Raw genomic sequence first — 24,137 nt, 5'->3', positions numbered from 1 at the left:
GCTGACTTTGGTGGACTTAGTCCAGCTCTCTCAATGGAGAGCCAATTCGTTGTGTTTGTTCCCAGTTCGGGGCGAGCCAAACGGGTTGCTTGTCTTGTTGAAGAGGTTTACCCAAGATGATGTCGGCAGCGCGCTCGGCAACCATGATGGTTGGACCGTTAAGATTGCCGTTTGGAATCGTTGGGAAAATGGAAGAATCGACCACGCGTAGTGCTTTGATACCGCGAACGCGGCACTGCTCGTCGAGTACGGCTAGTGGGTCATTATCGGCTCCCATTTTGCAGCTGCAAGAAGGGTGATATGCGCTTTCTACGTTCTGCTTTACCCACTCATCGATAGCGTCGTCGCTTTGAATATGGAGCCCAGGTTGAATCTCATCACCGCGGTAGGCATCCATTGCGGGTTGATTTAGAATCTCACGAGTCAGGCGAATGCAGTCTCGCCAATCTTGGCGATCTTGCTCGGTCGAGATGTAATTGAACTCAATTAATGGCTTGTCATGCGGATTTGCCGAACGAATCTCTACGGTGCCACGGCTCTCGGGTTTATTAGGCCCCACATGCACTTGGAAACCATGCCCATCAAACGCCGCTTGCCCGTCATAGCGCATGGCAGCTGGAAGAAAATGGTATTGAATGTTGGGCCACTTCAGTCCTTTACGAGAACGAATAAACGCGCAAGATTCAAAGTGGTTGGTCGCACCTAAGCCTTTGCGAGTAAGAATCCATTCTGCGCCAATAAGCCCTTTGCTCACCAAACCGAGTTTGCTGTTTAGCGTGATTGGCTGAGAGCAGTGGTATTGGAAATACACTTCAAGGTGGTCTTGAAGATTAGCACCTACACCAGCGAGGTCATGTTCTACCGTCACGCCTGCGCGCTCCAACACCTTCTTAGGACCGATTCCGGAAAGCTGCAAGAGCTGCACTGAACCGATAGAACCTGCACTAGAAATGACCTCTTTGTTTACTTTGGCATCGACGACAATACCAGACTTTTCATACTGGACGCCGGCAGCCTGCTTAGCTTCCAATAGGACTTTATTAACCACGACACCTTTAATCAGCGTGAGGTTAGGGCGCTTGAGGGCACGTTTTAGATAGGCATTGGATGTAGAAGCTCGGACCCCACCATCAACGGTCATATGCATCGGACCAAAGCCTTCTTGCTGATAACCGTTATAGTCTTGAGTTTCAGGGTAACCGGCTTCTTTGCCTGCATCGATAAAGGCTTGATAGAGTGGATTACGAGTCATGTTATTGCCATTGCAAGTGCCAACTGGGCCGTCCCCACCACGATACTCATCGCTGCCACCATCCCAAGACTCTGCGCGGCGGAAATAGGGTAAACAAGACTGGTAGTTCCAACCTTTTGCACCTTGCTGTTCCCATTGGTCGAAATCACAAGCATGCCCGCGAACATACACCATTCCGTTAATGGATGAGCTACCGCCAAGCACTTTACCGCGAGGACAATGTAGCTTGCGTCCATCTAGACCCGCCTCTTCAGTGGTTTCAAATTGCCAAGCGTATTTTTCGGTGTTCATTGGGTAAGAGAGGGCTGTTGGCATCTGAATAAAAATACTTTTATCGCTGCCACCTGCTTCTAACAGTAATACAGAGTGCTCACCGCTTTCCGTTAGTCGGTCTGCCAACACACAGCCAGCCGATCCCGCGCCGACGATAATATAATCGTAGCGTTGTTCCATAATCTGTCTCCGTAAACTCATCGTTAGGCGTAAGGGCTGACGTATTCGCCAAGCTCGATTAAAACACTCTTAGTTTGGGTGTAATGCCTTAAGGTCTCAGGTCCATTTTCACGGCCAATACCAGAATGCTTATATCCGCCTACGGGCATTTCTGCTGGAGAATCACCCCATGTGTTCACCCAGCAAATACCAGCTTGCATTTGATGAATAACGCGATGTGCTCGTGCTAAATCTTGAGTGAAAAGTCCAGCGGCCAATCCATAATCGGTGTCGTTAGCGCGTGCAATAACGTCTTGTTCGTCATTGAAAGTAAGTACTGACATTACAGGTCCGAAGATCTCCTGCTGTACATGCGGCATGTTGTCGTCACAATCGACGAAGACAGTTGGCACGACGAAGTTACCTTTGTCTAACCCATTTTCAGTCACCTGATAACCGCCAGTCAGTAGGTTTGCGCCACTTTTCTTAGCACTTTCAATGGCGTCTAAAACTTTAGATAAGTGTGTTTTTGAAATGAGGGCACCAACTTGAGTTTTGCTGTCCATCGGGTCGCCAACGATCAGTTTTTCAGTGCGGGATTTCAGCTGCTCAATAAAGGCTGAGTATATAGATTGATGTACAAAGACGCGGGTGCCGTTAGTGCAGACCTCGCCTTGGGTATAGAAATTCGCGACCATAGCGGCAGATACTGCGTCATCCAGTTTAGCGTCTTCAAAGATGATCATTGGAGACTTACCGCCAAGCTCCATGGTGACGTGTTTAAGGGTTCGAGCACTATCAGCCATGACTTTCTTCCCTGTACCTGATTCACCGGTAAAGGAAACTTTGGCAATATCAGGATGTGCTGTCAGCATCTGACCAACCCGATGATCACCTTGAATCACATTGAACACACCATCTGGTACTCCCGCTTCACTATAGACTTCCGCAAGCTTTAGTGCGCTTAGAGGCGTTTCTTCCGAAGGCTTGAAAATCATGGCATTACCCGCAGCAAGTGCCGGTGCAGACTTCCACATAGCAATTTGAATCGGGTAGTTCCAGGCGCCAATTCCCGCGCAGATGCCTAAAGGTTCACGTCTGGTGTAGAAAAACTGATTCTCGCTAAGTGGTTGTTGCTCACCTTGCAATGCTGGAGCGAGACCAGCGTAGTATTCAATGACATCGGCACCAGTGGCAATATCCACTTCAAGGGCTTCTTGTAGTGGTTTTCCGGTGTCAGTAACTTCGAGAGCAGCGAGTTCAGAATTGCGTTCGCGCAGCAATGCCACTGCCTTGAGAAGAATTCGACTGCGTTCAATGGGGCTCATCGCAGACCAAATGGCGAAGCCTTTTTTAGCAGATTCAATAGCAAACGCTAAGTCTTCAGAATTTGCTTGGACGATTTCAGCTAAGGGCTCACCGTTAGCAGGATTATAGGTCGTAAAGTATTCGTCGGATGAGCCTTGTTGAAGTTGTCCGTCGATGTAGAGTGTTTTCATATCCATTTGAAAGTCTGACTTATGATTATTTTAATGAGTAAAAAGTGAGTTGCTTATCTAGATAATCGTTGATGATGAAACGGGCTTTTTCAGCGTCAATACCTTCTGGGGTCAAGGTGCCTCTTAGCCAAATTCCATCGATAAGCGCAGCGATACCGTTAGCAACGACATCGGCTTGTTCCGGTGTGAGCAAAGTGTTGAGTTCAATCTTAAGGTGCGATAACAGGCGTTTTTCATTGACACGTTGTAGGCGCTTCAACTGGACGTCGTGCATTGAATAAGACCAAAACGCTAACCAAGTTTTCGCCACTTTATTTTCTGCCTGAAATCCTACGAAATTGGCGTCAATAATGGCATTGATACGTTTGACATGTTCTGTTTTGGGGATTCGACTCAGGTGAGATGTCACGGTTCTAGAAAGCTGCCTTAGGATCTCTCGCATGGTCTCTTCGAGAAGGCCGTGCTTACCACCAAAATAGTGATTGATGATACCTGTAGAGACGCCTGCTTCCTTGGCAATTAAAGAGATACTCGCGGCGTGCAAGCCCACACGATCTATAACAGACATGGCTGCTTGAACTAGCTGTGGTTTCCTGACTAATGGCATGCCAACCTTCGGCATTTGAACTCCCTTTTATTTTTAATTGAACGTTCAGTTAAATATAAAATGCCTGAAAAAAGATTTGAGTTCAAATTAAATCTCTCTTTTTGCGTAACCAGTAAGTAAACATTTTTTAACACAACCAAAGAGTAGGTCTATCATTCGACACCAAAGAAACAGGTCAATAAAAGTGCTAAACCAAGCTGTATAGTTGATTTTTTGGAATCTAATTCATTGATTTAAAATGATTACTTTGGCTTGTAATTTGTCTGGGAGTGAAAGGTTTGGAATTTCGGTTCAGCGGAAAAACCATATTGAGTAGGCTGACTTGGCTCAATAAATATTTAGAGTACGAACTATTAAGAAATAACAACGCAAGAGAGTCACTAAGAAGGGTCATTTGGAGAAGCGCAATGGGCAGTTAAGAGAGCCTCTACTGCCCATTGCGTTAGCGTTTAAATGAAGTCTTTACGCATTGGGGTAAAGTTATCAATTAAGATACCGGCTTTTAAGCACTTACAGCCGTGCATAATGTTTGGCACTTTATAAACAGTATCTCCCGCTTTGACGATTTTTGTCTCTTCACCTACTGTGAATTCAAATTCACCAGAGACAACATAGGTAATTTGCTCGTGAGGGTGGTTGTGCATTGGTGCAACCGTTCCATCTTCGAAGTGCACTTCTACGGTCATCATGTTTTCACAATGCGCCAACACTTTGCGGCGTAGGCCGCCACCTTGATCTTCTAATGCTACATCTTTGTTGTATACGAACATTGCTGTTTCCTCTAAATCAGGTTTAAACCGCCTCTAATAGGGCAAGTCTTTGGTTGTGATCATCTAATAATTGGCGTGATGCGACTTTTGCAGAGTCTGCATCGCCAGTCATAATTGCGTCGTAAATATCCCCATGCTCTTCAATACAGAATCGCCCGCCCACGGCAGCTTCATCGATAAAAGTCTTAAAAAGCGATTCAAGAATATTGGCAAAAGGGACGTAAAACGGATTAGCTGTCGCTAAGAATATCGTTTTGTGAAAGGCATGATCGTTATGTGTCCACGCTGTGTAGTCGTGATTAAACGCGGCCTGTTTCATGTTTTGAAAACAGACAGACAGTGCCTTGCGATGCTCGATAGAGGCATTTCTCGCTGCCATGGAGCAGGCTTCTGGTTCAATCGCTTTTCGAAGTCCCAAAAATTGGGTGAGGAAGCGTTGGACATTCTCAGTGTCTTTTACCCAGTCAAGAAATTGAGGGTCGAGAAAGTGCCAATGGTGACGAGCTGTCACATTGGTCCCGACTTTAGGTTTTGACTCGATTAAGCCTTTGGCAGAAAGCAGTTTAGTGGACTCACGAAGCGCAGTACGGCTGATGCCAAACTTCTCGCAAAGTTCTAACTCGCTCGGCAACTTCTCACCTTCTTCTAATTCACCGGTAAGGATTTTGCTGGCGATTTCTTTTGCCACTTGAACGTGAATTCTTCTGCTAGAGTCTGCCACGGTATGGAACGTAGCCATAGTTCTGACCTTGTTGGTTGTTAGGTTCACACGTCAATTAAGTTCACGTGTGTTTGTGTAATAACTATATAATCATACAATATCACTTAATGGCGTCAATGGACAAAATAGTAAAAAAACAATTCTAGGTCGCAAACTGAGCATGAGACTCGGATTATGTGATGGGTAACACGTAAATTAGCCGGTTATTGGGTAATAGGGTGGTTAATTGGGGCAAAACGTAAGACATTTACATTGAATAAATGCGATGTATCACATCTATTCTGGAAAGTTTAGTGATAGAATAGCTGCTAAAATAATACATAAACACTTTAAGTAAGCGATAAAGATATGTCAGGTAAGTTTAATTCTATTACGGGTTCAAAGCGCAGTATCCACGTCCAGGTCGCTCGTGAAATTGCTCGAGGTATTCTCTCTGGTGATTTGCCGGAAGGTTCAATTATTCCAGGCGAAATGGCGTTGTGTGAACAATTTGGTATCAGCCGTACTGCACTTCGTGAAGCAGTTAAGCTATTGACGTCAAAAGGCTTGCTTGAATCTAGACCTAAAATTGGTACACGTGTTGTTGATCGCGCGTACTGGAACTTTCTCGATCCACAGTTGATCGAGTGGATGGATGGTCTTAACGATGTAGAACAGTTCTGCGGTCAGTTCCTTGGACTGCGCCGTGCTATTGAACCAGAAGCATGTGCGTTAGCGGCCAAGTTCGCGTCTGCAGAGCAACGAATTGAGTTGTCTGCGACCTTCCAAGAAATGGTCGAAGTGTCTAAAGAAGAAAACTTTGAACAGTCTAAATGGTTAGATGTTGATACTCGTTTCCACAGTTTGATTTTTAATGCGACGGGCAATGACTTTTATCTCCCGTTTGGCAATATTCTTACCACTATGTTCGTTAACTTTATCCAGTTCTCTTCAGACGGCGGCTCGACGTGTATCAACGAACACCGAGCTATTTACGAAGCGATCATGGCAGGGGATAGTGACAAAGCTCGTGAGGCGTCAGCAAACCATCTACGCGAAGAAAACCACAGGCTTCCTGTAGCAAGTTAACACCAAGAGATGAGCGCGCTTGTTAACAATTTGAAGAAAAAGGCAGCATATAAGCTGCCTTTTTTGTATTCAAAGTGCACCATTGTGAAATTTCTATTGATATAATAATACAAAATGTCAGTTGGAGACTTCACATGCCTCACGCGCTTCTACCCAATATCACGCAATTTCTATGTAGCGTTGATCCGTTCGATAAACTTCCCAAAGAGCTGGTTCGTAAGGTCGCTGCGGAAATAAAAATCACCTATTTGGGTAAGGGTGAGGTGATTGACCCTTGTAACGGGCAATCTGGGCTTAGTGGAGAAGGGGAGAATTTGTCGAAAAGCCAACAGAAGTTTCTATATGTCATTCGAACTGGCTCTATGGAGCAACGCAAACCCGATGGCGTTCTTCGCGCAAGACTGGGAAGTGAAGATTTGTTTGGCTTTACTTTTCTCGATGATCAAGTTTCTAAAGAGTCGGGTTATCAAGCGGTTGCCATCGAAAATACGCTTCTATATTTAATCCCTCATTCTACGCTTGAAACCATCTTTAAACGTAACCCAGAGTACGCGGAACACTTTGCTTCTCAAGCGCAAGTTCGCCTTAAATCTGCACTAGATGTTGTTTGGTCCAATAAAGAAAAAGGTCTGTTTATTAAAAAGGTGTCTGACGTGGCGAGTGGAGTCATTGCGATTGTTGATGCCTCTATGTCGATTAAAGATGTCGCACACGAAATGCGAGTTGTTAAACGATCTTCAACTGCGGTGGTGTGTGACAACGGCAAGTTAGTTGGCCTGATGACGGATCGTGATATGACCAAACGAGTCATCGCAGAAGGCCATGATAACAGTGCTCCGATTAGGGATGTGATGACGCCTAATCCACTAACAGTCAGCCCAAACGATCTGGTTTTGCATGCCGCATCATTGATGATGCAACATAATGTTCGGGGTTTACCCGTTGTTTCTGAGGGTAAAGTGGTGGGCCTGCTGACCACTTCGCACTTGGTGCAGAATCATCGCATGCAAGCGATATTTCTTATCGAAAAAATCAAATACGCTACCAGTGTTCGTAACATGGCGAGTTTCACCACGGAACGTCAGGCCATATTTGAAGCTCTAGTAGAAGGAAATGTCGCACCTGAGACCATAGGTCGGGTAATGTCGATGATTATGGATGCGTACAATCGTCGAATTATTCAGATTGCGATTGATAAACTGGGGGAGCCACCATGTCATTTTTCGTGGATAGTTGCAGGTTCTCACGCTCGAAATGAAGTTCACATGCTTTCGGATCAAGACAATGCAATCATTCTTAGTGATGAGGCGACCGAGAATGACAAAGTCTACTTCCGGCACTTATCACAGTATGTCTCAAATGGGCTTGCTGCTTGCGGATATCCTTTGTGTCCAGGTAAATATATGGCAGCTACGCCCAAATGGTGTCAGCCATTGTCGACATGGAAACACTATTATAAAAAATGGGTATCGAACCCTGAGTACGAAAGACTTTTGAATATCAGCGTGTTCTTGGAAATTCGCTGTGTTTATGGTGAAGCGAGCTATGCCGATATATTACGCGATGAACTTCACTCCAACATTCGTAGCAACCGCGAGTTTTTAGGGATTTTGACTCGAGATGCTATTAATACGTCACCCCCTCTTGGTGTTTTTAACAGCCTAGTGCTGGAAAAAACAGGCGAGAACAAGAAAACTCTGAATATAAAAAAATACGCGATAAACCTCGTTATTGATTTAGCGCGTATTTACGGTCTTGCCGTAGAATGCGACTCGTCGAATACCGACGAACGATTCACTCAAGCCAATGAGCAAGGCATGTTAAGTGATGACTCATACAAAAACATTATCAATGCATACCATTACATTCTTATGTTTAGACAGCATCATCAGCTACAAGCGCTAAAACGAGGTGAGCAGCCGGATAATCACATCAATCCCGATTCATTTGGCAGTTTTGAACGTGGCAACTTGAAAGATGCATTTAGAATCATTTCTACGTTGCAAGATGCGGTTAAACTCCGGTTTGGTGGGAGGTTGTAACTAGTGGCTGGTGTTTTGAAAAGCGTGATGAATCAATTTCACGTTTATAACCATTATCTCAAGCAAAGGCAGCGATATCTCGCCAATCAAAAGATACCCAATGAGTTGAGAAACTTGTTAAGTGAGCAACCGCCGAGAATGGAGGTATTAGCAACAGAAGTCGAGTACCTAGTGTTGGATTTTGAAACGACTGGGTTAGATGCCAATACCGACACCATTCTTAGTTTAGGTTGGGTAGAAATTGCCAACTTTACGGTCAATGTTGCTAGTGCAAAACAGCTGTTTATTGAGTCGCCAAATGAGGTTAAGGCGGAAACCGCGGTCATAAACCATATCATGCCTGAAATGTTGCAAGATGGAATTTCATTAGATTCTGCGATGACACAGTTATTTCAAGCAGCAAAAACCAAAATACTGATTGCACACGGTTCGATGATTGAAGCGGCATTCGTTGATGAATATTTAACTCAGAAGTATGGAGTGTCAGATCTGCCAGTGATGTGGCTGGATACACTAGCTATTGAAAAGTCGATGGCGTTAGCGGTGAATAAAGATGCTGAGATCGATGTTCGTCTGTCTGAGACTAGGAAGCGATACGGACTACCTGAGTATAATGGGCATGAGGCCTTAATTGATGCCATTGCAACTGCAGAGTTGTTTTTGGCTCAGTCGACTCGACTTTTCAACAAACAGCACCCTTGTATTGGAAAATTGTACCGACTAAGCCAATAAGGGGGTAAAAAAGAGGTGCCTATCAAGACACCTCCTTTTACTGATTCTTGAATTACGCCTTAGAAACTGTATGTGACACCCAGTCGGCTACGTAGTTCGCGGCGATCTGTAACAGAATCGACGTTCACATCACCAAACTCAACGTACGGTGCCCATTGGCCGAAGCTACGACGTGCTGTGGCGTTTAGCTCGTAGTTTGTGTCTTTGCCGTTGTACAAGATATAACCATCTGTTGCTGATTTATAATAGTTACCTTCAAGTCCAAAGCGCCACTCGTTTACTGAATAATTGATGTTAGCCGTTAGACGATGACGGCGTTCATTTTGTGCGTCTTCACCGTTGTTTTGACGAATGTCATAACGATAACGACCACTTAAGCTGAGTCCTTCAACACTATCCAGTGCGTAAGTCACGCGAAGCTGTGGTTTGTAAGTCATACCCGCCGAACGAGCTTCGATAGGCATACCTGGTTGGATAGTCCAGTTGTCGTTAATCTTAAAACGATAACCTAAATCCAGCTCCCAACCATTATTTTGCAAGTCTTTAAGAAACGCGCCATCTTCTCCTTTGAACTTTAACTCACCGCTATAGTAGAAGTTACCGATGCTGTCTCCCATTTTGATGCGCGTCGCATGTTGCTCCGTTGTGTGCTTGTACTCAGTACGTATATCTAAAGAAGCTGCGCTTACCGTTGCTGTCGCGAACACAGAAACTAATGCCACTGTTACTTTGTTTAAAGTGCTCATCTTATTTAACCCTTAAGATTTTTAGTTTGTGGTAATGTATGACAAATATGATAAGAGGTTTTCTATGTTTTTAATGTGATACGGATCGGGATTGGCCGTCCTTTGGCAATGCCTTTCATACGGCTTACTGCGGGAAATTGACTTATACTATTGATATATAAGTTTTTATCTGTTGTTGTGTAGTTGTGCCTCTATCGAATTTAACAATAAGATATGTGATGTAGGTAAAGTAATTTTTATATATATTTATACTATAAAATCACAATAATGATGTGGTGCGGTTGATTTTTATCCAATTAAAGCCTTCGAATTATCCTATTGAGGGAGGTTTCTACTTCCAACTCAAATACCATTAAAGTTGGAATGTTGTCGAATAGATTTGGTCTCAGACCACAGCAACAAACTGTTGGTGATTTAGTTTGTTGTTAATGATGGGATAGAGACAGAGTATGCACAAAAATACACTCAGGACTTTTATAAATACTACAATTATGCAAATTTCAACGATTGAAAGAGAGGTGACAGTATTAAAAATACTTGGAAGAGAGTTTTCTATCGAGACTTAGATTGCGAGGTTTGAGAATTAAATTATTTTATTTCAGTATATTAATGTGATTTTCGTGATGTGGTAGTCGCGGAAGAGTTCTACACATTTCCAAAATATGATCCATGTCTCATTAACTCCATTTGTAATACATTAATATTAATTTGCTTTTGGTAGAGCGCGACACGAAGTGTCAGAATTAGCCTGGATGTGGTAAAGCAGCCAAGCGTTCAGATTATTCCATACGACCCCAAGCGAATGGGATGATTCTCCAAAACCTACTTGATAAGTATAAGAGTGTTGTTTACCACCTCACTCAAACACCCCCGGAGTTAATGTCGACGTCACTCTACATTGACAATGGATCTCCTAATGTCGTTTTAACCCTCGCATTATTACAGGTGATGCGAGGGTGTTTTTTATGTCTTACAATAAATTGTCTCATTTACTTATGCTTTCCTTAATTTATAAATCATTCGTTTGGATTGTGGTTTCATTTAACTTATTGTTTTTGCTTTTAAATTATGGACTTGCCTCTCGGTTGTGATGTAGATCTCGATATTCTTTAAAATATGATACGGATCATATGTAATACAATAATGATGGTTAAATAAACGATCTTGTTCACGTAATAATTATATTGTACTACAAATTGTAAGGTATGGACGTATAGTTAACGTAACCGAATAACATATCAAAAGGTTTCAAGATGGATCTCAATACCCTAATTGTAGGCATCTATTTCCTATTTCTTATTGCAATAGGCTGGATGTTCCGAACATTTACTAGCACTACAAGCGACTACTTCCGTGGGGGCGGTAGCATGCTTTGGTGGATGGTTGGTGCAACGGCATTTATGACGCAGTTTAGTGCTTGGACATTTACCGGAGCTGCTGGCAAAGCGTTTACCGATGGTTTTGCCGTTGCCATCATTTTTATTGCCAACGCATTTGGCTATTTAATGAATTACCTATACTTTGCTCCTAAATTCCGTCAGTTGCGTGTCGTCACTGTCATCGAAGCGATACGTATGCGTTTTGGCAAAGTAAATGAACAGGTATTTACGTGGTCAGGGATGCCTAACAGTGTTATCTCGGCAGGTATTTGGCTGAATGGTCTCGCCATCATCGCTTCTGGTATTTTTGGATTCGATATGACCACAACCATTATTCTTACCGGCCTTGTGGTTCTTGTCATGTCTGTGACCGGTGGTTCTTGGGCCGTCATTGCCTCTGACTTCATGCAAATGGTCATTATCATGGCCGTAACGGTAACGTGTGCAATTGTTGCGGTTTATCATGGTGGTGGTGTTTCCAATATCGTTGAGAACTTCCCAACTGAGTCATTTGTTACCGGTGATAACCTCAACTATTTAAGTATCTTCAGCATCTGGGCTGTATTCATTTTCCTAAAACAGTTTAGCATTACTAACAACATGTTGAATTCATATCGCTATTTGGCTGCAAAAGACTCAAATAACGCTCGTAAAGCTGCACTTTTGGCATGTGTGTTGATGACGCTTGGGCCAATCATTTGGTTTATGCCTTCATGGTTTATAGCAGGTCAAGGTGTGGATTTGGCGGCACAATACCCAGAAGCTGGCTCTAAAGCGAGTGACTTTGCGTACCTTTACTTCGTTCAAGAGTATATGCCAGTGGGCATGGTTGGTCTTTTGATTGCAGCGATGTTCGCAGCGACCATGTCTTCCATGGACTCTGGTCTGAACCGTAACTCAGGGATTTTTGTTAAGAACTTCTATGAGCCGATTCTGCGTCCAAATGCCAATGAAAAAGAGCTAGTCGTGGTTTCTAAGCTGACGTCTACTTTCTTCGGCATTGCTATTATTCTAGTTGCTCTGTTTATTAACTCCCTTAAAGGTTTAAGCCTTTTCGACACTATGATGTACGTGGGTGCTTTGATCGGCTTCCCAATGACTATTCCTGCATTCTGTGGTTTCTTCATTCGTAAAACGCCGGATTGGGCAGGTTGGGGAACGCTAGTCGTCGGTGGCTTTGTCTCTTATTTCGTCGGTTTTGTCATTACGGCAGACATGATTCAAAACTGGTTCGGTCTTAATGAGTTGACTGGTCGTGAATGGGCTGATTTAAAAGTCGCTATTGGCTTGATTGGTCACATGATTTTCACCGCAGGTTTCTTTGTACTCTCAACGTTGTTCTATAAGCCTTTACCTGAGCATCGTGAAAAAGACGTCGACAAGTTCTTCAACAATCTAGCGACACCTCTTGTGGCAGAAAGTACTGAACAGAAGAAGCTTGATAATAGACAGCGTCGTATGTTGGGTTCATTGATCGCCGTTGCTGGTGTTGGTGTAATGGCGATGTTCGTCTTGCCAAATCCATTGTGGGGACGTTTCGTGTTTGTTCTGTGCGGCAGCATCGTCTTTGCAGTCGGCTTATTGCTCGTCAAAGCAGTGGATGACAAAGTGGAAAGCGCGGCTGAAGCCAACATAGCTACCGAAAACTAGAGCGCTTTATTCATAAATATTGAGCGGCTGATTCCAGCCGCTTTCAACCTTTCTAATGCTTGCAACGTTCAAGCAAGTCCATTGTTAAATCTAATCCAACAAGAATTCATAAAGAGAATCACATGAAAAAAAATGTCCTCGCTTTATCTTTAACGGCAGTATTCGCCTCAGTTGCGCTGGTTGGTTGTGGTAACACGAATGCTGACACTACTCACGCTAATAAAACAATGCTTCAAACGTCTGTGCCGATGGCGTTTAATGAAGTGACACGCGATTACCTTTTGTCGAGTGACAGATTGGTTGATGTTGATGGTGCGACACTGGAGTCCAAATCAGACCAACAGGTTAACGCACTTAAATCTCAACTTGAGAATGCAAAAGATGGTGAGGTGATTACGATTCCAGATGGAAAATATACCAATTTGGGGCATGTAACAATTGCGGCAAATGGTGTGACGATTAAGGCCGAAACTGCAGGAGCGGTTTGGTTTACTGGTCTGGTTCAATTTGAACTAACAGGTAACAACGTGACGCTAGATAGTTTGGTGTTCACTGAAGGCGGCCCAGCGGAACGTTTCGGCGGAGTTCGCATGATGGGTAACGGAAACACACTGCAAAATTCCACATTCTATTACTTCAATCATGATTATGCGTACGAACCTGACGAGCGTCGTTCTGAATATCCTAAATACCTGTGGGTGTCCTTATGGGGTAAAGATGGAAAAGTCATCAATAATCGATTTGAAGGAAAGCAGAAACGTGGCACTTTGATTGGTGTTCAGAAAGATGAGACGCCAGATAACCACCTTATTGCTCATAATATTTTTGTTGACCAAAAACAGAACCAGTTTAATGAGTTAGATATAAAAGAAGCCGTTCGTTACAACGGTAACAGCTGGGAAGCGATTCGAATTGGTGACTCGAAATCTTCGCAATGGGATTCTAGTTCTAAGTTTGTCGATAATTTGCTCGTAGATATGGATGGAGAACGTGAACTTATCTCGATCAAGTCGGGTGATAATGAGATTTCAGGTAACACAATATTCGAAAGTGCAGCGTTGATTTCATTGAGACATGGTAAAGGTAATAAGGTAGAGAACAACGTTATTCTTGGAAACAAGAAATTGCTAACAGGTGGTGTGCGCATCTACGATGAAGATCATGTGATTCGCAATAACTACTTTGCTAACACACGTGGGCGTGATGGACTAATTGAAGGTAACGCTGATCTTCGAGGTGGTATTGTCATTAATACAGGGATTATCGACGTAAAAAACGGCGAGCAGCTTGACCAGTCAGTAAAAGGGAAAGAGCTAAACAAGCAATGGACGCCTAAGAACATCGACATAGAGAACAACACGTTTGTTGATACCGAGTGGGGCATTGTCTACGGTAATCAATCTCACCGCGTAAGCTTGTTCAATAATGCCGAAGTAGACAATATTTTTGCTGGTGTTGATATTCGTTTTAACAACAATGTCGTCGACAATTCACAAAACCCGGAGTTTGTGAGTGTACGAGCTACAGAGCAGTTTCCTCTGGTTGATGCCAGTTACCATAATGAGTTTTACACCCCAACTTTAGTTGGACAAGAGCAGTTAGAAAATTATTCACTAACACTTCCAAACATGTCCTTGGAAAACGGCTTTAATCAATACCAAGGAGCAGGGGCAAACACCTCTGAGTTGCAATTGATTACCGCTGATAGTGCGGGGCCGACTTACGTATTAGTGAATAGCAACAAGTAACCTGTCAGGAAATTTCGTAAAGTAAAGTCACAGCGGTCAAGTGGCCGCTTTTTTAGTGGCCGAGTACTCTGTTCTGATCGGCTAACTTAATACCATACTTTGATTTCTACCTCGGCTCTTTGCAATGTACAACGCGTCATCCGCTCTTGAAAAAATATGATTATTTCGCTCTTGATAGCGAGCTTGGGTTACGCCAACGCTCAATGTTATCGAAAAGGTCTGCTGTTCATAGTGGAAAGGAGTATCGGCTATGGTACAGCGAATGCGTTCCGCAATCTCGTAAGCCGTGTGCTCTTCAATATCAGGTAGAAGCAGTGCGAACTCTTCGCCACCTACTCGGGCGAAAGTATCATCAGGCCGAATGATATCTTGTATTCGAGCAACCACTTCTTTTAGCGTGTTATCCCCAGCTAGGTGTCCATAGGTATCGTTGACCTTTTTGAAGTAATCAATATCCATCAACAATAAACAGTGTGGGGTCGTGCTTTTAGTTATGGTTGCTAATGTGGAGAAAAAATAGCGGCGATTAGCTATTTGTGTGAGTGGATCGGATTCACTCTGTTTACGGAGCTTTAGTTCAAGGCGATGGCGCTTCGATATGTTTCGAGTGAGCCAACAAACTACCCTTTGGTTTTTACAGGTAAAAGAAAGCGGAAAGATCTTGCCCTCAAACCTCAATGTACCTGCTGGACCCGATTTGGGGTCAATGCCGTTAAGATCTTCAACGCATAGATCATATTCGACAGTCATGACCTGATTATTATCGAGTGATGTGATGATTTGACTGATATACCAGTCGGCTTGCTCGGAAGGCATTACCGAGTGCAGAGTTTGCCCAATCAGTGCGCTGCCGTCATGATACGACTGAGTATCAGTTCCGCCAAGAAAATCAACATATTCTCCTTCTTCACTTATTATGAAGACAGGGTCAGGTAAACAAGAAAGCACCTCATATACTTCGTCTAATTCAGTAAGCATGCTCTTCCACGAATATTTTTATAATTTACTTTATTAACAATAGAGTATATACGCAAAAAATAAATAACAAAGGTGATAGAAAAAGCTGCGGTTGAGATCGAGAAATAGGTTTTAAAGCTATATGTGACGGCCAGTTGTTTAAGCTGTCACATATATTTACGGCAAGCTGGAGAGCCTTAGTTTCCCTGTAAAACTAGTTGTCAGAATCTATATTTTCATCAGTTATCTCATCACTGAGCACATCTGAATCGCTATAGTCCACATCCTCATTGATTGTCTCTGGCTCAGATTTCTTACCATTTAATGCATGAAACCTTTTCCTATCGCGTGCAAGGTGTATGTATTTCACCCATGTTTTTTCTAGTTTGCTCTCCGCATGACTTTCGTCTTGGAGCACTTCTAGAAAGTGTTTTTCTGAATCAGATTCCGGAGATAGCTCGCCACTTTCTAGCAAACTCATCGTATCTCCAAAGCGAATCAAGATATCTTCTTCAGCTAAAGTAAAATCGCCAGATTTAGCAAATCCACGTCGAAACCGCTTGTTATCGTAAAAAGGTCTCTTTCCAAGACGAAAATCTACATTTGACATAGCCACCCTCATAAAATGACGTTAATCATCGAACCCAGCCTCAGTATAGACAGAGGATGTAAGGTTTTTGAAATTCTACCCATCGATTTTTTCAACGTTTTTTGGTTTGTTCATTAACTCATTGGTTAGACGCTACTTTTACTTGGGTTTTTGAATATTGTGTGATGGTTTGATGAAGATTTCATGTCGTCCTTGAGTTCCGAAAGCGGCTAGTAAGATGCAAAATGTGCGTTACACTGGCGATAGAATAGGCAAGGTTAGAGGCAGGTATGGAGTCACTTAGTAGAGAGCAATGTTCTGTTGCCCGATTATCAAGGGATCCAAGGTTTGATGGCGTATTTTTTGTGGCGGTGAAGACAACGGGCATTTTTTGCCGCCCTATTTGTCCAGCAAACTTGCCACGAGAGGAGAATGTTGAGTATTTCTCTACGGCACCTGTAGCGTTGCAGGCAGGATATCGACCTTGTTTGCGCTGTCGTCCGGATAGTGCGCCTAATTCGTGGGCCTGGCTTGGTAAAGAAACCAGTTTTCGACGAGCATTAACTTTGATCGAGCAGGGGGCGTTACAGCACTCCAATTTGGAAAGGTTGTCAGATAGGCTCGGCGTTACCAGTCGATACTTAAGACAACTATTTCAAAACCACCTGGGTATGTCACCCAAGGTGTATGCTCAATATCATCAATTAATGTTTGCCAAACAACTGCTTCACAACAGTTCACTATCAATAACTGATGTTGGTTTTGCCAGCGGTTTTAATAGTACTCGACGATTCAATGATGCCTTTAAGAAGTATCTTAAATTGACGCCTTCAGAAATGAGGCGTCACCATGCAAGGCAAGATAACAGCGGTCGCAATGTGATTCATTTGGCTTACCGAGGTCAATATCACTGGGAGTCGTTACTCGATTTCTATCGTTTAAGAGCAATAGAGGGCGTAGAAGAAGTGACGCAATACAGCTACGCTCGTTATGTGGAGATTGATGGTAGTTTAGCTTGGTTCAAGTTACACGCTGATGTGGAGGGTAAGCAAACAATTAAAGTGGAATTTGAATTGCAAGATGTCACAAAACTGTCTTGGTTGATGAGCAATATAAAAAGAGTCTTCGATTTAAACACCGATGTGGCTTTGATTGAAGAGTTGCTATCGAAGTACGATGACCAATTAGTTATTAAATCAGGACTGCGGCTTCCTGGTGTATGGTCGACGTGGGAAGCAGGGGTTCGAGCTGTGGTTGGGCAGCAGGTTTCGGTAAAAGCAGCCATCGGGCAGCTCAATTTGCTGACTGATACTTTGGGTTATACGGTATATGGGCAGCGTGTATTTCCCAGTGCGGATATCGTAGCCCGCTCCGACCTTAGTTTCCTTAAAATGCCAAACAGTCGCAAAGAGACATTAGCCCGGTTGGCTCATCATATTACTAATTCGCCTGAGGACACGCCAAATAACTGGCTGGCTCTAAAAGGCATAGGTCCATGGACCATTAGTTATGCAAAAATGAGGGGAGCCTCTGAGCCCAACTTGTTTCTTGATACAGATTTGATCGTTAAAAAATACCTTGCTGAGCATCCACAATTGAACGCAGCGAATGTGTCACCTTGGGGAAGTTACGCGACATTACATTGTTGGAGTCATTTTTCATGAACTACTACCTAATAACACCAAGCCCACTTGGGGATGTCACTATTCAAGCGAACGATGATGGGTTGCTAGGGCTTTGGTTTGAAGAACATACTACATTGCCCGATGTTCTGGGTTCATTGGCTCCCGAGCATCCGATTTTGCTTGAAGCTTCTGAACAGCTCACTCATTACTTTGAAGGCAAGGTACGGTCATTTGATCTCCCCTTAGCAGCCGAGGGCACGGATTTTCAAAAGCTTGTTTGGCGTGCCTTGTGTGATATCCCTTTTGGTGAGTCGATAAGTTACCAAGAGTTAGCGAATCGAATAGGCAAACCTAAAGCCGTAAGAGCCGTTGGAGCTGCAAATGGAAAAAACCCCATCTCAGTTATCGTTCCTTGTCATCGCGTGATCGGGAAAAGTGGTACATTGACTGGTTATGCTGGCGGAATTGAACGAAAAAGAAAGCTGTTGGAGCTGGAAGGTATCAAGCTTTGACGCACCAAGAGAGCCTACAATGTTGGAGCATTGTAGGGTTTTTAAACATTAAGCTATTGGTGCTGTTTCATAAATAACGGGTTGTTAGCGATTGGTTTCATATTACTGTGTTTTTTTTATTGCGTTTTCGCAAATATAGAGAGTGAGTAATTGCAAAATGCATCTGTGTTTGCAAAATGAAAATACTATATGAGTATGGTTTACATGAAATCGATACTTATCTGACCAGAATTATCTGAAAACAACGATTTAAAAAGTTGGCACGCTTGATGCATTACTTAAAGCGACCCTTTTTAAGCCGAGGGTCACCTAGCCAACTGACGTTGTTAGTGAACCTCTATTGTTCACACTTGTATATAGCCAGTCACATTTTTTAGTGGCTGGCTTTTTTTCTTTCTAGGCTAAGAGCTAATTCATCAAGGCTTATACAATATCGCCAAGTTGCATTTCCTTGCTTTCGGCACAGCCTTCATAACAGCTTGGTTTTCTCGGGCATGCTGCTCCTCTTGAACAAATTAATCGTGCGTCGCCTTCAATACCTCGTTCAACCCAATTGATATTGAGGATTTTGGCGACTGTTTGCAGATCCTTTTTGATAGAACGAGGAATACTGACACTGCCACCCCCTTCGACACATGATCGTTTTAGTTCACTAGCTATCTCCAATGCGTTGCCGCCTTGAGCATCTATCGCAGGATTTAGATCAATACCCGCGCAGAGTACTCGATTATTTCCAGCCGGGTCGGTCATGTTGATGGATTCACAGCAATAAATACGAGGTTCATCACCCACATTAAGAATAGAGATTTGTGCAGAAGAGCCGTTTTGAGGTTCAGATAAGCGCCTAAATACCGCCCAGTGTTGACACGGATCGTTCACCATCCGCATGTTTCCCCATGGCAGCGGAATACCGTTTCCTCGGTAGACTGCTTTGAGCTTTCCTGGCCCGTAGGCGTCGAAATAGTGCCAATGTGGATAGGGAGATACCACGGTCATACGACGCATGGCGACAGACGGAGATACGCCTGCACGTTTATGAACGTCGATTTCATACCCACTTCTGTCAAGTAGTTGTCTAAATGGGACTTTAGGGCAAAGTAGGGCTCCTGCAAAAAAGCTGGATTCAAAATCTCTCCATGCTTGCAAAATATCTTGTGAGTTCAGAGCAGATGTAGACTGGTTGGCTGCAGAGTCTTCCCAGCTATTGTGGTGACCAACACTGAGGACACTTTTTAGCCCTTCTTCACTGTGCAGAATTCGGTGTCCGATATAAACCGCGAGATCATATTTGAGTCTTGTTGGGTATGCTTTGAGTATTTCGTTGAGGTAGATGGTACCAGGAGGCTCAAAAAACGAGGTAACGAGTTGCTTGGCATTAATTCCTAACTCATCCACCACATCTTTTGGTGTGCGATTGACCCATTGAACTCTCAAACCTAAATCGCCAGCAATATCGATCAGATCTTCTACTGATAGGTTCAATCGCTTCAGTCCCACTTCTTCTGCAGCCCGTTCTAAGTCGGGAAAGTGATTTTGCAAACTTTCTTGGTGAGCGCGAATCAAAAGGTGGGCGAATTGTCTTCCGGTGATTCCGGTTTGCGACAACATTTCCGGAATGGCAATTTGCAGTATGTCGTTTGAAAATAAAAAGCTTGGCTCTAAAGCCATGCCACTGATGCCTCCGCGATTGCCTTTAACCGGAGTAATTTCTTCTTGCTCAGGCTCATTATCTAAAAACCATGCTGGATCTTTTTGGAAAACTTCGGCGATCACTTCAAGCATATCGATGCTTGGGACGCGTTTTCCTCGTTCAATCATCGATAGATACGAAACGGAAGGAGCGTACTCTGGATTGATGCGAATACAACGCGCAGAGAGGTCTTCCATTGTTAAATGGTTGCGTTTTCTAAGGTTTCTTACCTTAGTGCCCAAAAAATGGGACTGACGGATTAGACTTTTTGACAGAGGCATTTTGTAAAATTCACATTGTAAAATTTTTGTTGTGAAATTGTAGTCAAAAACAGGCTAGTCTACAAAGTATACAAATCACAAAACGAATATAAATTTAAACACTTGTTTAGTATATTTGCTCTAAATAGAACAAAAGGCCGTATGAGGGAAAGACTATGAACATGCTGACATTCGATAAAACAGAACTACATAAAAACCACTCAACGTTTATCGCAGAAGCAGTCTTTGCCGTGGAAATGGTGAAAGCCGATGAGCAAATAGAGAAACAAAAGATGGCAAAACAGCTACTTGATACTTTGTTTCCACTAGAAAATGGTTCACACGAAGACGTGGTAAGTTACGAAATAGATTATCGTCACGTACAAGCTTATTTTAAAAATGGTGAGCATACGGGGCTGAAGCGCGCAAAACACTTTGTGGCTTACGCTGGTGATAAATGTGCTCCTGAAGCAATTCTATTCCGTGATGAGAGTGGAACACATGTAGAAGTAATGATGGGTAAGCGCAAAGGAACCGGCAATCTAGAGCTTGTAGAAATTGAAGATATCCAATTAGAAACGTGCACAACCTTCGGCCAAACAGAGAAATGCCATGCGTCTGGCATCCGCCACTGGGTTAGCCTAGTTCAAGGTGATGACCAAGGTCGTCCTAGAGCTTGTAGTGAAGACAAAGAGTTTACGGCGAAAAACGGTGACGATTATAACCTAGGATTTAGTTTCGCCTTTTAATACCCGCTAGCACTTTTATTTAAATACCGTTTTCCTTTGGTAGTGTAGCCCCACATACGAGCAGTGGGGTTTTTTTTATATTAATTTTCTATATTTAACTTCTCGTCAATAGCTAACTCGACTAGTCTTATACGGTGTCAATTCAAAGTGTTAGTCGATATGCCTACCAGCTCGCAATCTAGTAAAAAGTTCACTCTGCCTTTGCATATTCATATCTCCGTAATTTTCGTCATTTTGGTTTTGGTGATAAGTGGTATTCAGATATGGATTACACAAACGAGCATGAATAAAGTTCTATTAAATGCGAATGAAAACTTATTTGAACGTATCGCCGGCGAGACACGCAGCAATATGTCCTATCACTTTGGTCCCGCATTTAGCATTGTTGATGCGTACTCTGCAGGTGAATTGATTCGCGAAGTAGATCCAGAAAAGCGATTTGCGTTTGTGCCTGAGTTGGTGTCTTTACTAAGAGCGAATAAACACCTTTTTTCATTGAAAGCTGCGTTTCCTGATGGTGAGTGGTTAGCGGTTGTCCGTTTAGCAGATGACCGGATGCGGAATCATTTAGGTATCGACCATAGTGCAGAATATGCGGCGTTGAACTACAACGCAGAAACAGAAAAACTGGAGGTAAGAACGTACAGCGCTCACCTTGCTTTGCTGCAATCTTCAGAAATAGACAGCCCTCTTCGCGATCCACGTAAACTCGATTGGTTTCGTTCTGCCTCGTTGGTACAAGCACACGTGTCAGAGCCTTACTTCATGTCTGTGTTGTCTAGGACCGGTATTACGATTCATCGACGAGCGGCCAACGGTGCGGTGTTTGGTGCGGATATTTTATTGGATCAAGTCTCTGAAGTACTAAGGGACAGTGATGAAAACCGTGATGCACTCAGAGTGTTATATGACGATGAGTTTAATGTGTTTGCTTACAGCCGACCTGAACTGTTTGAGGTAAGAGATGCCTTAAGACAATCGAGCCAACTTAAATTAGGGGAGATCAATCATCCGTTGATCTCAGGCACTACTAATATCATCGAGTTTGGTTCACAGGCAAAAGAAATTAACTATGAAGGCGAAAAGTGGGTTGTTAAAGTCGATAAGCTGCGCGGCACTCGTGACCAGCTGTTTAACCTAGTGATGGCGGTCAAGTCAGAGCAGCTATTGAAAGATGCCAATACTGTTGCGAGACGTTCTCTAATCGGTTCTCTCTTCGCTTTGTTAATTGCATTGCCATGTATTTACTATCTTTCTCAGTGGTTAGCGAGACCGATTCGCCAGGCAACCCAGAAAGCACGCGCTATTCAACATTTTAACTTTGACGAGAATAATCAGGAGCACTCTCGAGTCGCGGAAATCAAAGCTATGTCGGATTCATTGACGGTGATGCAGTCGACAATAAAGCGTTTTCTTTCACTGACCAATTCAATGGCAAAAGAGAATGACCTAGAACGAATACTTGAATTGGTTTGTGTCGAAACCGCAGATGCCACGAGCGCGAACAGTACGTATTTGTATTTATTGAGTAAAGATGAGAAGTATCTCGATCCTAAGTTTATTAAGCTCAAAACCAAAGGCATTATTGATGTCGCAACACAGCAGCGACTGCCTCTTTATGAACCTAGGATCGCCGAGGATGTAGAGGTGTTTTTTAATCAAAAGCAGCCGGTTTATTCTAAGTATTACGAGGCCAGGCCTTTTGTTATTAAGGAAAATGAAACCGACAACTTATTGTTTATTCCTTTGATAGACCGAAGCAAAAAAGTAATTGGTGGTTTGGGTTTAGGCTTTGATGAAGAGCATGAATCTCAAGTATTAATGGACAACAAAGAATATCTAGAGACATTGGCAGCGTATGCCTCTGTTACCATTGAAACTCAAACCATGTTGGCTGACCAAAGAGCGCTATTGGACTCCTTCATTCAAGTGATGGCAGGAGCTATTGATACCAAATCGCCCTATACCGGTAACCATTGCCAGCGTGTTCCTGTGTTGACTGAAATGTTGACTAAAGCTGCGCAGGACTCGACTCAAGGGCCTTTCGCTAATTTTTCAATGAGCAAAGAGCAGTGGGAAGAGCTGCATATTGCTTCTTGGCTGCATGACTGTGGGAAAGTGACTACACCTGAGCATATTATTGATAAGTCCACCAAACTGGAGACCATTTACAATCGAATTCATGAAGTCAGGACTCGCTTTGAAGTACTAAAGCGCGACGTGGAACTTAACATTTATCGAGCTAAATTTAGTGGTCAATTAGATAACCAGGACCTAGAAGCGGTTCACTTGGCTCAGGAAGAGTTAGATAAGGATTTCGCACTGATTGCCGAAATCAATCTGGGATCTGAGTTTTTAGATGACCAAAAAGTAAAACGTTTAGAAGCCATTGCTCAAAGAACATGGCAGAGCACAATTGATCCTAGATTAGGCCTTTCATGGGAGGAGCTCGCACGTTATTCGGACAATCCTTTTGTTGAAGGTAAACATGTTCCCGTGTTGGCAGATAATGAATCGCACTTGGTTGCGTGGGAAAAAGCGCCTCTTCGGGAAGAACGTTTTGTTTTAAAGGCTGGTGAGCATCAAAATAACCAAGGTGAGATGTACAACTTATCCATTCGCAAAGGCACGTTGAACCCTGAAGAACGCTACATCATAAACAGCCATATGATAGAGACACTGCGAATGCTAGAGAGCTTGCCATTCCCAAGACATATGAAAAATGTGCCTCTTTTAGCTGGCAGTCATCATGAGAAAGTGGACGGAACCGGGTATCCATTAGGTTTGAAAGCCAGCGAACTTCCCCTCCCTGCTCGTGCCATGGCTATCGCTGATGTTTTTGAGGCACTAACAAGTTGTGACCGACCATACAAGAAGTCAAAGATGCTTTCTGAAGCCATCAAAATTATGAGTTTTATGGTAAAGGACGGACATTTGGACCCAGCTTTGTTCAAACTGTTTTTAACCTCTGGTGTCTATCGTGATTATGCGCAGGCGCACATTGATAGTAAGCAAATAGATGACGTGGATATTTCTCAGTATGTGGATGAGTTAAGCTACTAAAATCGGTGGCGTAACCTATTATTAATTATCAGTTAATTAGTTTTAG

Annotated in this window: 18 protein-coding genes; 9 read left to right on the top strand and 9 right to left on the bottom strand. The window is 43.2% G+C overall.

What is annotated here, in order from left to right:
* Positions 1 to 16 precede the first annotated feature (16 nt).
* The 5 genes from betA to VME0621_RS05000 all read right to left on the bottom strand — a co-directional run bounded on the left by betA (position 17) and on the right by VME0621_RS05000 (position 5,299).
* Positions 17 to 1,705 carry a choline dehydrogenase gene (betA, locus tag VME0621_RS05020; RefSeq protein ID WP_062456276.1) on the bottom strand — a complete coding sequence of 563 codons (1,689 nt, stop codon included), beginning with the start codon at positions 1,703 to 1,705 and terminating at the stop codon, positions 17 to 19.
* Between the two features lie 23 nt (positions 1,706 to 1,728).
* Positions 1,729 to 3,189, bottom strand: coding sequence for a betaine-aldehyde dehydrogenase (gene betB / locus VME0621_RS05015; protein ID WP_062456274.1), 1,461 nt, complete (start codon positions 3,187 to 3,189; stop codon positions 1,729 to 1,731).
* A 19-nt stretch (positions 3,190 to 3,208) separates the two neighbouring features.
* Positions 3,209 to 3,805 (bottom strand): transcriptional regulator BetI, encoded by a 597-nt coding sequence (gene betI, locus VME0621_RS05010; RefSeq protein WP_038227511.1) that lies wholly within the window; start codon positions 3,803 to 3,805, stop codon positions 3,209 to 3,211.
* 434 nt (positions 3,806 to 4,239) lie between these two features.
* A complete protein-coding gene (locus VME0621_RS05005; RefSeq protein ID WP_006070270.1) occupies positions 4,240 to 4,560 on the bottom strand; it encodes a cupin domain-containing protein in 321 nt (106 codons plus the stop codon).
* A 22-nt stretch (positions 4,561 to 4,582) separates the two neighbouring features.
* Positions 4,583 to 5,299: a FadR/GntR family transcriptional regulator gene (locus VME0621_RS05000; protein ID WP_062456272.1), complete on the bottom strand. Its 717-nt coding sequence runs from the start codon at positions 5,297 to 5,299 to the stop codon at positions 4,583 to 4,585.
* A gap of 330 nt (positions 5,300 to 5,629) precedes the next feature.
* On the opposite strand from VME0621_RS05000, the gene VME0621_RS04995 reads away from it, so the two are divergent.
* The 3 genes from VME0621_RS04995 to VME0621_RS04985 all read left to right on the top strand — a co-directional run bounded on the left by VME0621_RS04995 (position 5,630) and on the right by VME0621_RS04985 (position 9,123).
* The gene (locus VME0621_RS04995; RefSeq protein WP_006070272.1) at positions 5,630 to 6,349 is read left to right on the top strand and encodes a FadR/GntR family transcriptional regulator; all 720 of its coding nucleotides are present in this window, start codon (positions 5,630 to 5,632) and stop codon (positions 6,347 to 6,349) included.
* 134 nt (positions 6,350 to 6,483) lie between these two features.
* Positions 6,484 to 8,391: a DUF294 nucleotidyltransferase-like domain-containing protein gene (locus VME0621_RS04990; protein WP_062456269.1), complete on the top strand. Its 1,908-nt coding sequence runs from the start codon at positions 6,484 to 6,486 to the stop codon at positions 8,389 to 8,391.
* 27 nt (positions 8,392 to 8,418) lie between these two features.
* Positions 8,419 to 9,123 carry a 3'-5' exonuclease gene (locus VME0621_RS04985; protein ID WP_167542815.1) on the top strand — a complete coding sequence of 235 codons (705 nt, stop codon included), beginning with the start codon at positions 8,419 to 8,421 and terminating at the stop codon, positions 9,121 to 9,123.
* A gap of 59 nt (positions 9,124 to 9,182) precedes the next feature.
* Here VME0621_RS04985 and VME0621_RS04980 read toward each other — a convergent pair whose 3' ends face one another.
* Positions 9,183 to 9,869, bottom strand: coding sequence for an oligogalacturonate-specific porin KdgM family protein (locus tag VME0621_RS04980; protein ID WP_062456263.1), 687 nt, complete (start codon positions 9,867 to 9,869; stop codon positions 9,183 to 9,185).
* A gap of 1,253 nt (positions 9,870 to 11,122) precedes the next feature.
* Between VME0621_RS04980 and VME0621_RS04975 the strand changes: the two genes are divergently transcribed.
* Both VME0621_RS04975 and VME0621_RS04970 read left to right on the top strand, forming a co-directional pair.
* Entirely contained in the window at positions 11,123 to 12,898 is a 1,776-nt protein-coding gene (locus tag VME0621_RS04975; protein WP_062456261.1) for a sodium:solute symporter family transporter, read from the top strand.
* A 122-nt stretch (positions 12,899 to 13,020) separates the two neighbouring features.
* The gene (locus tag VME0621_RS04970; protein ID WP_062456258.1) at positions 13,021 to 14,646 is read left to right on the top strand and encodes a polysaccharide lyase 6 family protein; all 1,626 of its coding nucleotides are present in this window, start codon (positions 13,021 to 13,023) and stop codon (positions 14,644 to 14,646) included.
* A gap of 81 nt (positions 14,647 to 14,727) precedes the next feature.
* Here the strand turns inward: VME0621_RS04970 and VME0621_RS04965 are convergent, their stop codons facing one another.
* Positions 14,728 to 15,624, bottom strand: coding sequence for a GGDEF domain-containing protein (locus VME0621_RS04965; protein WP_062456256.1), 897 nt, complete (start codon positions 15,622 to 15,624; stop codon positions 14,728 to 14,730).
* A 193-nt stretch (positions 15,625 to 15,817) separates the two neighbouring features.
* Complete coding sequence (locus VME0621_RS04960; protein ID WP_062456251.1) at positions 15,818 to 16,213, bottom strand: MaoP family protein; 396 nt, start codon at positions 16,211 to 16,213, stop codon at positions 15,818 to 15,820.
* Between the two features lie 269 nt (positions 16,214 to 16,482).
* Here VME0621_RS04960 and VME0621_RS04955 point away from each other — a divergent pair, with 269 nt between their 5' ends.
* Positions 16,483 to 17,856: a DNA-3-methyladenine glycosylase 2 family protein gene (locus VME0621_RS04955; protein WP_062456248.1), complete on the top strand. Its 1,374-nt coding sequence runs from the start codon at positions 16,483 to 16,485 to the stop codon at positions 17,854 to 17,856.
* Positions 17,853 to 18,329, top strand: coding sequence for a methylated-DNA--[protein]-cysteine S-methyltransferase (locus VME0621_RS04950; RefSeq protein WP_062456244.1), 477 nt, complete (start codon positions 17,853 to 17,855; stop codon positions 18,327 to 18,329). The genes VME0621_RS04955 and VME0621_RS04950 overlap by 4 nt, the downstream gene beginning before the upstream one ends.
* A 423-nt stretch (positions 18,330 to 18,752) precedes the next feature.
* On the opposite strand, the gene VME0621_RS04945 is transcribed toward VME0621_RS04950, so the two are convergent.
* Complete coding sequence (locus tag VME0621_RS04945; RefSeq protein WP_081875821.1) at positions 18,753 to 20,300, bottom strand: DUF3612 domain-containing protein; 1,548 nt, start codon at positions 20,298 to 20,300, stop codon at positions 18,753 to 18,755.
* Between the two features lie 155 nt (positions 20,301 to 20,455).
* Between VME0621_RS04945 and VME0621_RS04940 the strand changes: the two genes are divergently transcribed.
* Entirely contained in the window at positions 20,456 to 21,028 is a 573-nt protein-coding gene (locus VME0621_RS04940; RefSeq protein ID WP_038227499.1) for an aldolase/citrate lyase/malate synthase family protein, read from the top strand.
* Between the two features lie 282 nt (positions 21,029 to 21,310).
* Complete coding sequence (locus tag VME0621_RS04935) at positions 21,311 to 24,091, top strand: HD domain-containing phosphohydrolase (RefSeq protein WP_065311667.1); 2,781 nt, start codon at positions 21,311 to 21,313, stop codon at positions 24,089 to 24,091.
* The last annotated feature ends 46 nt before the right edge of the window (positions 24,092 to 24,137 follow it).

Origin of the sequence: Vibrio mediterranei (genome assembly GCF_900088415.1) — a bacterium.
Taxonomy (GTDB): domain Bacteria; phylum Pseudomonadota; class Gammaproteobacteria; order Enterobacterales; family Vibrionaceae; genus Vibrio; species Vibrio mediterranei.
Note: the sequence above shows the minus strand (reverse complement) of the source record. Positions and strands in the feature narration are given on the sequence as shown.

What these genes read in the sequence shown, in the direction of transcription:
- VME0621_RS04985 (WP_167542815.1), top strand. Translation starts at nt 8,419, where the DNA reads ATGAATCAATTTCACGTTTATAACCATTATCTCAAGCAAAGGCAGCGA.
- VME0621_RS04970 (WP_062456258.1), top strand. Translation starts at nt 13,021, where the DNA reads ATGAAAAAAAATGTCCTCGCTTTATCTTTAACGGCAGTATTCGCCTCA.
- betI (WP_038227511.1), bottom strand. Translation starts at nt 3,805, where the DNA reads ATGCCGAAGGTTGGCATGCCATTAGTCAGGAAACCACAGCTAGTTCAA.
- VME0621_RS04950 (WP_062456244.1), top strand. Translation starts at nt 17,853, where the DNA reads ATGAACTACTACCTAATAACACCAAGCCCACTTGGGGATGTCACTATT.
- VME0621_RS04955 (WP_062456248.1), top strand. Translation starts at nt 16,483, where the DNA reads ATGGAGTCACTTAGTAGAGAGCAATGTTCTGTTGCCCGATTATCAAGG.
- VME0621_RS04975 (WP_062456261.1), top strand. Translation starts at nt 11,123, where the DNA reads ATGGATCTCAATACCCTAATTGTAGGCATCTATTTCCTATTTCTTATT.
- VME0621_RS04945 (WP_081875821.1), bottom strand. Translation starts at nt 20,300, where the DNA reads ATGCCTCTGTCAAAAAGTCTAATCCGTCAGTCCCATTTTTTGGGCACT.
- VME0621_RS05005 (WP_006070270.1), bottom strand. Translation starts at nt 4,560, where the DNA reads ATGTTCGTATACAACAAAGATGTAGCATTAGAAGATCAAGGTGGCGGC.
- VME0621_RS04965 (WP_062456256.1), bottom strand. Translation starts at nt 15,624, where the DNA reads ATGCTTACTGAATTAGACGAAGTATATGAGGTGCTTTCTTGTTTACCT.
- betB (WP_062456274.1), bottom strand. Translation starts at nt 3,189, where the DNA reads ATGGATATGAAAACACTCTACATCGACGGACAACTTCAACAAGGCTCA.
- VME0621_RS04980 (WP_062456263.1), bottom strand. Translation starts at nt 9,869, where the DNA reads ATGAGCACTTTAAACAAAGTAACAGTGGCATTAGTTTCTGTGTTCGCG.
- VME0621_RS04940 (WP_038227499.1), top strand. Translation starts at nt 20,456, where the DNA reads ATGAACATGCTGACATTCGATAAAACAGAACTACATAAAAACCACTCA.
- betA (WP_062456276.1), bottom strand. Translation starts at nt 1,705, where the DNA reads ATGGAACAACGCTACGATTATATTATCGTCGGCGCGGGATCGGCTGGC.
- VME0621_RS04990 (WP_062456269.1), top strand. Translation starts at nt 6,484, where the DNA reads ATGCCTCACGCGCTTCTACCCAATATCACGCAATTTCTATGTAGCGTT.
- VME0621_RS04935 (WP_065311667.1), top strand. Translation starts at nt 21,311, where the DNA reads ATGAATAAAGTTCTATTAAATGCGAATGAAAACTTATTTGAACGTATC.
- VME0621_RS04995 (WP_006070272.1), top strand. Translation starts at nt 5,630, where the DNA reads ATGTCAGGTAAGTTTAATTCTATTACGGGTTCAAAGCGCAGTATCCAC.
- VME0621_RS04960 (WP_062456251.1), bottom strand. Translation starts at nt 16,213, where the DNA reads ATGTCAAATGTAGATTTTCGTCTTGGAAAGAGACCTTTTTACGATAAC.
- VME0621_RS05000 (WP_062456272.1), bottom strand. Translation starts at nt 5,299, where the DNA reads ATGGCTACGTTCCATACCGTGGCAGACTCTAGCAGAAGAATTCACGTT.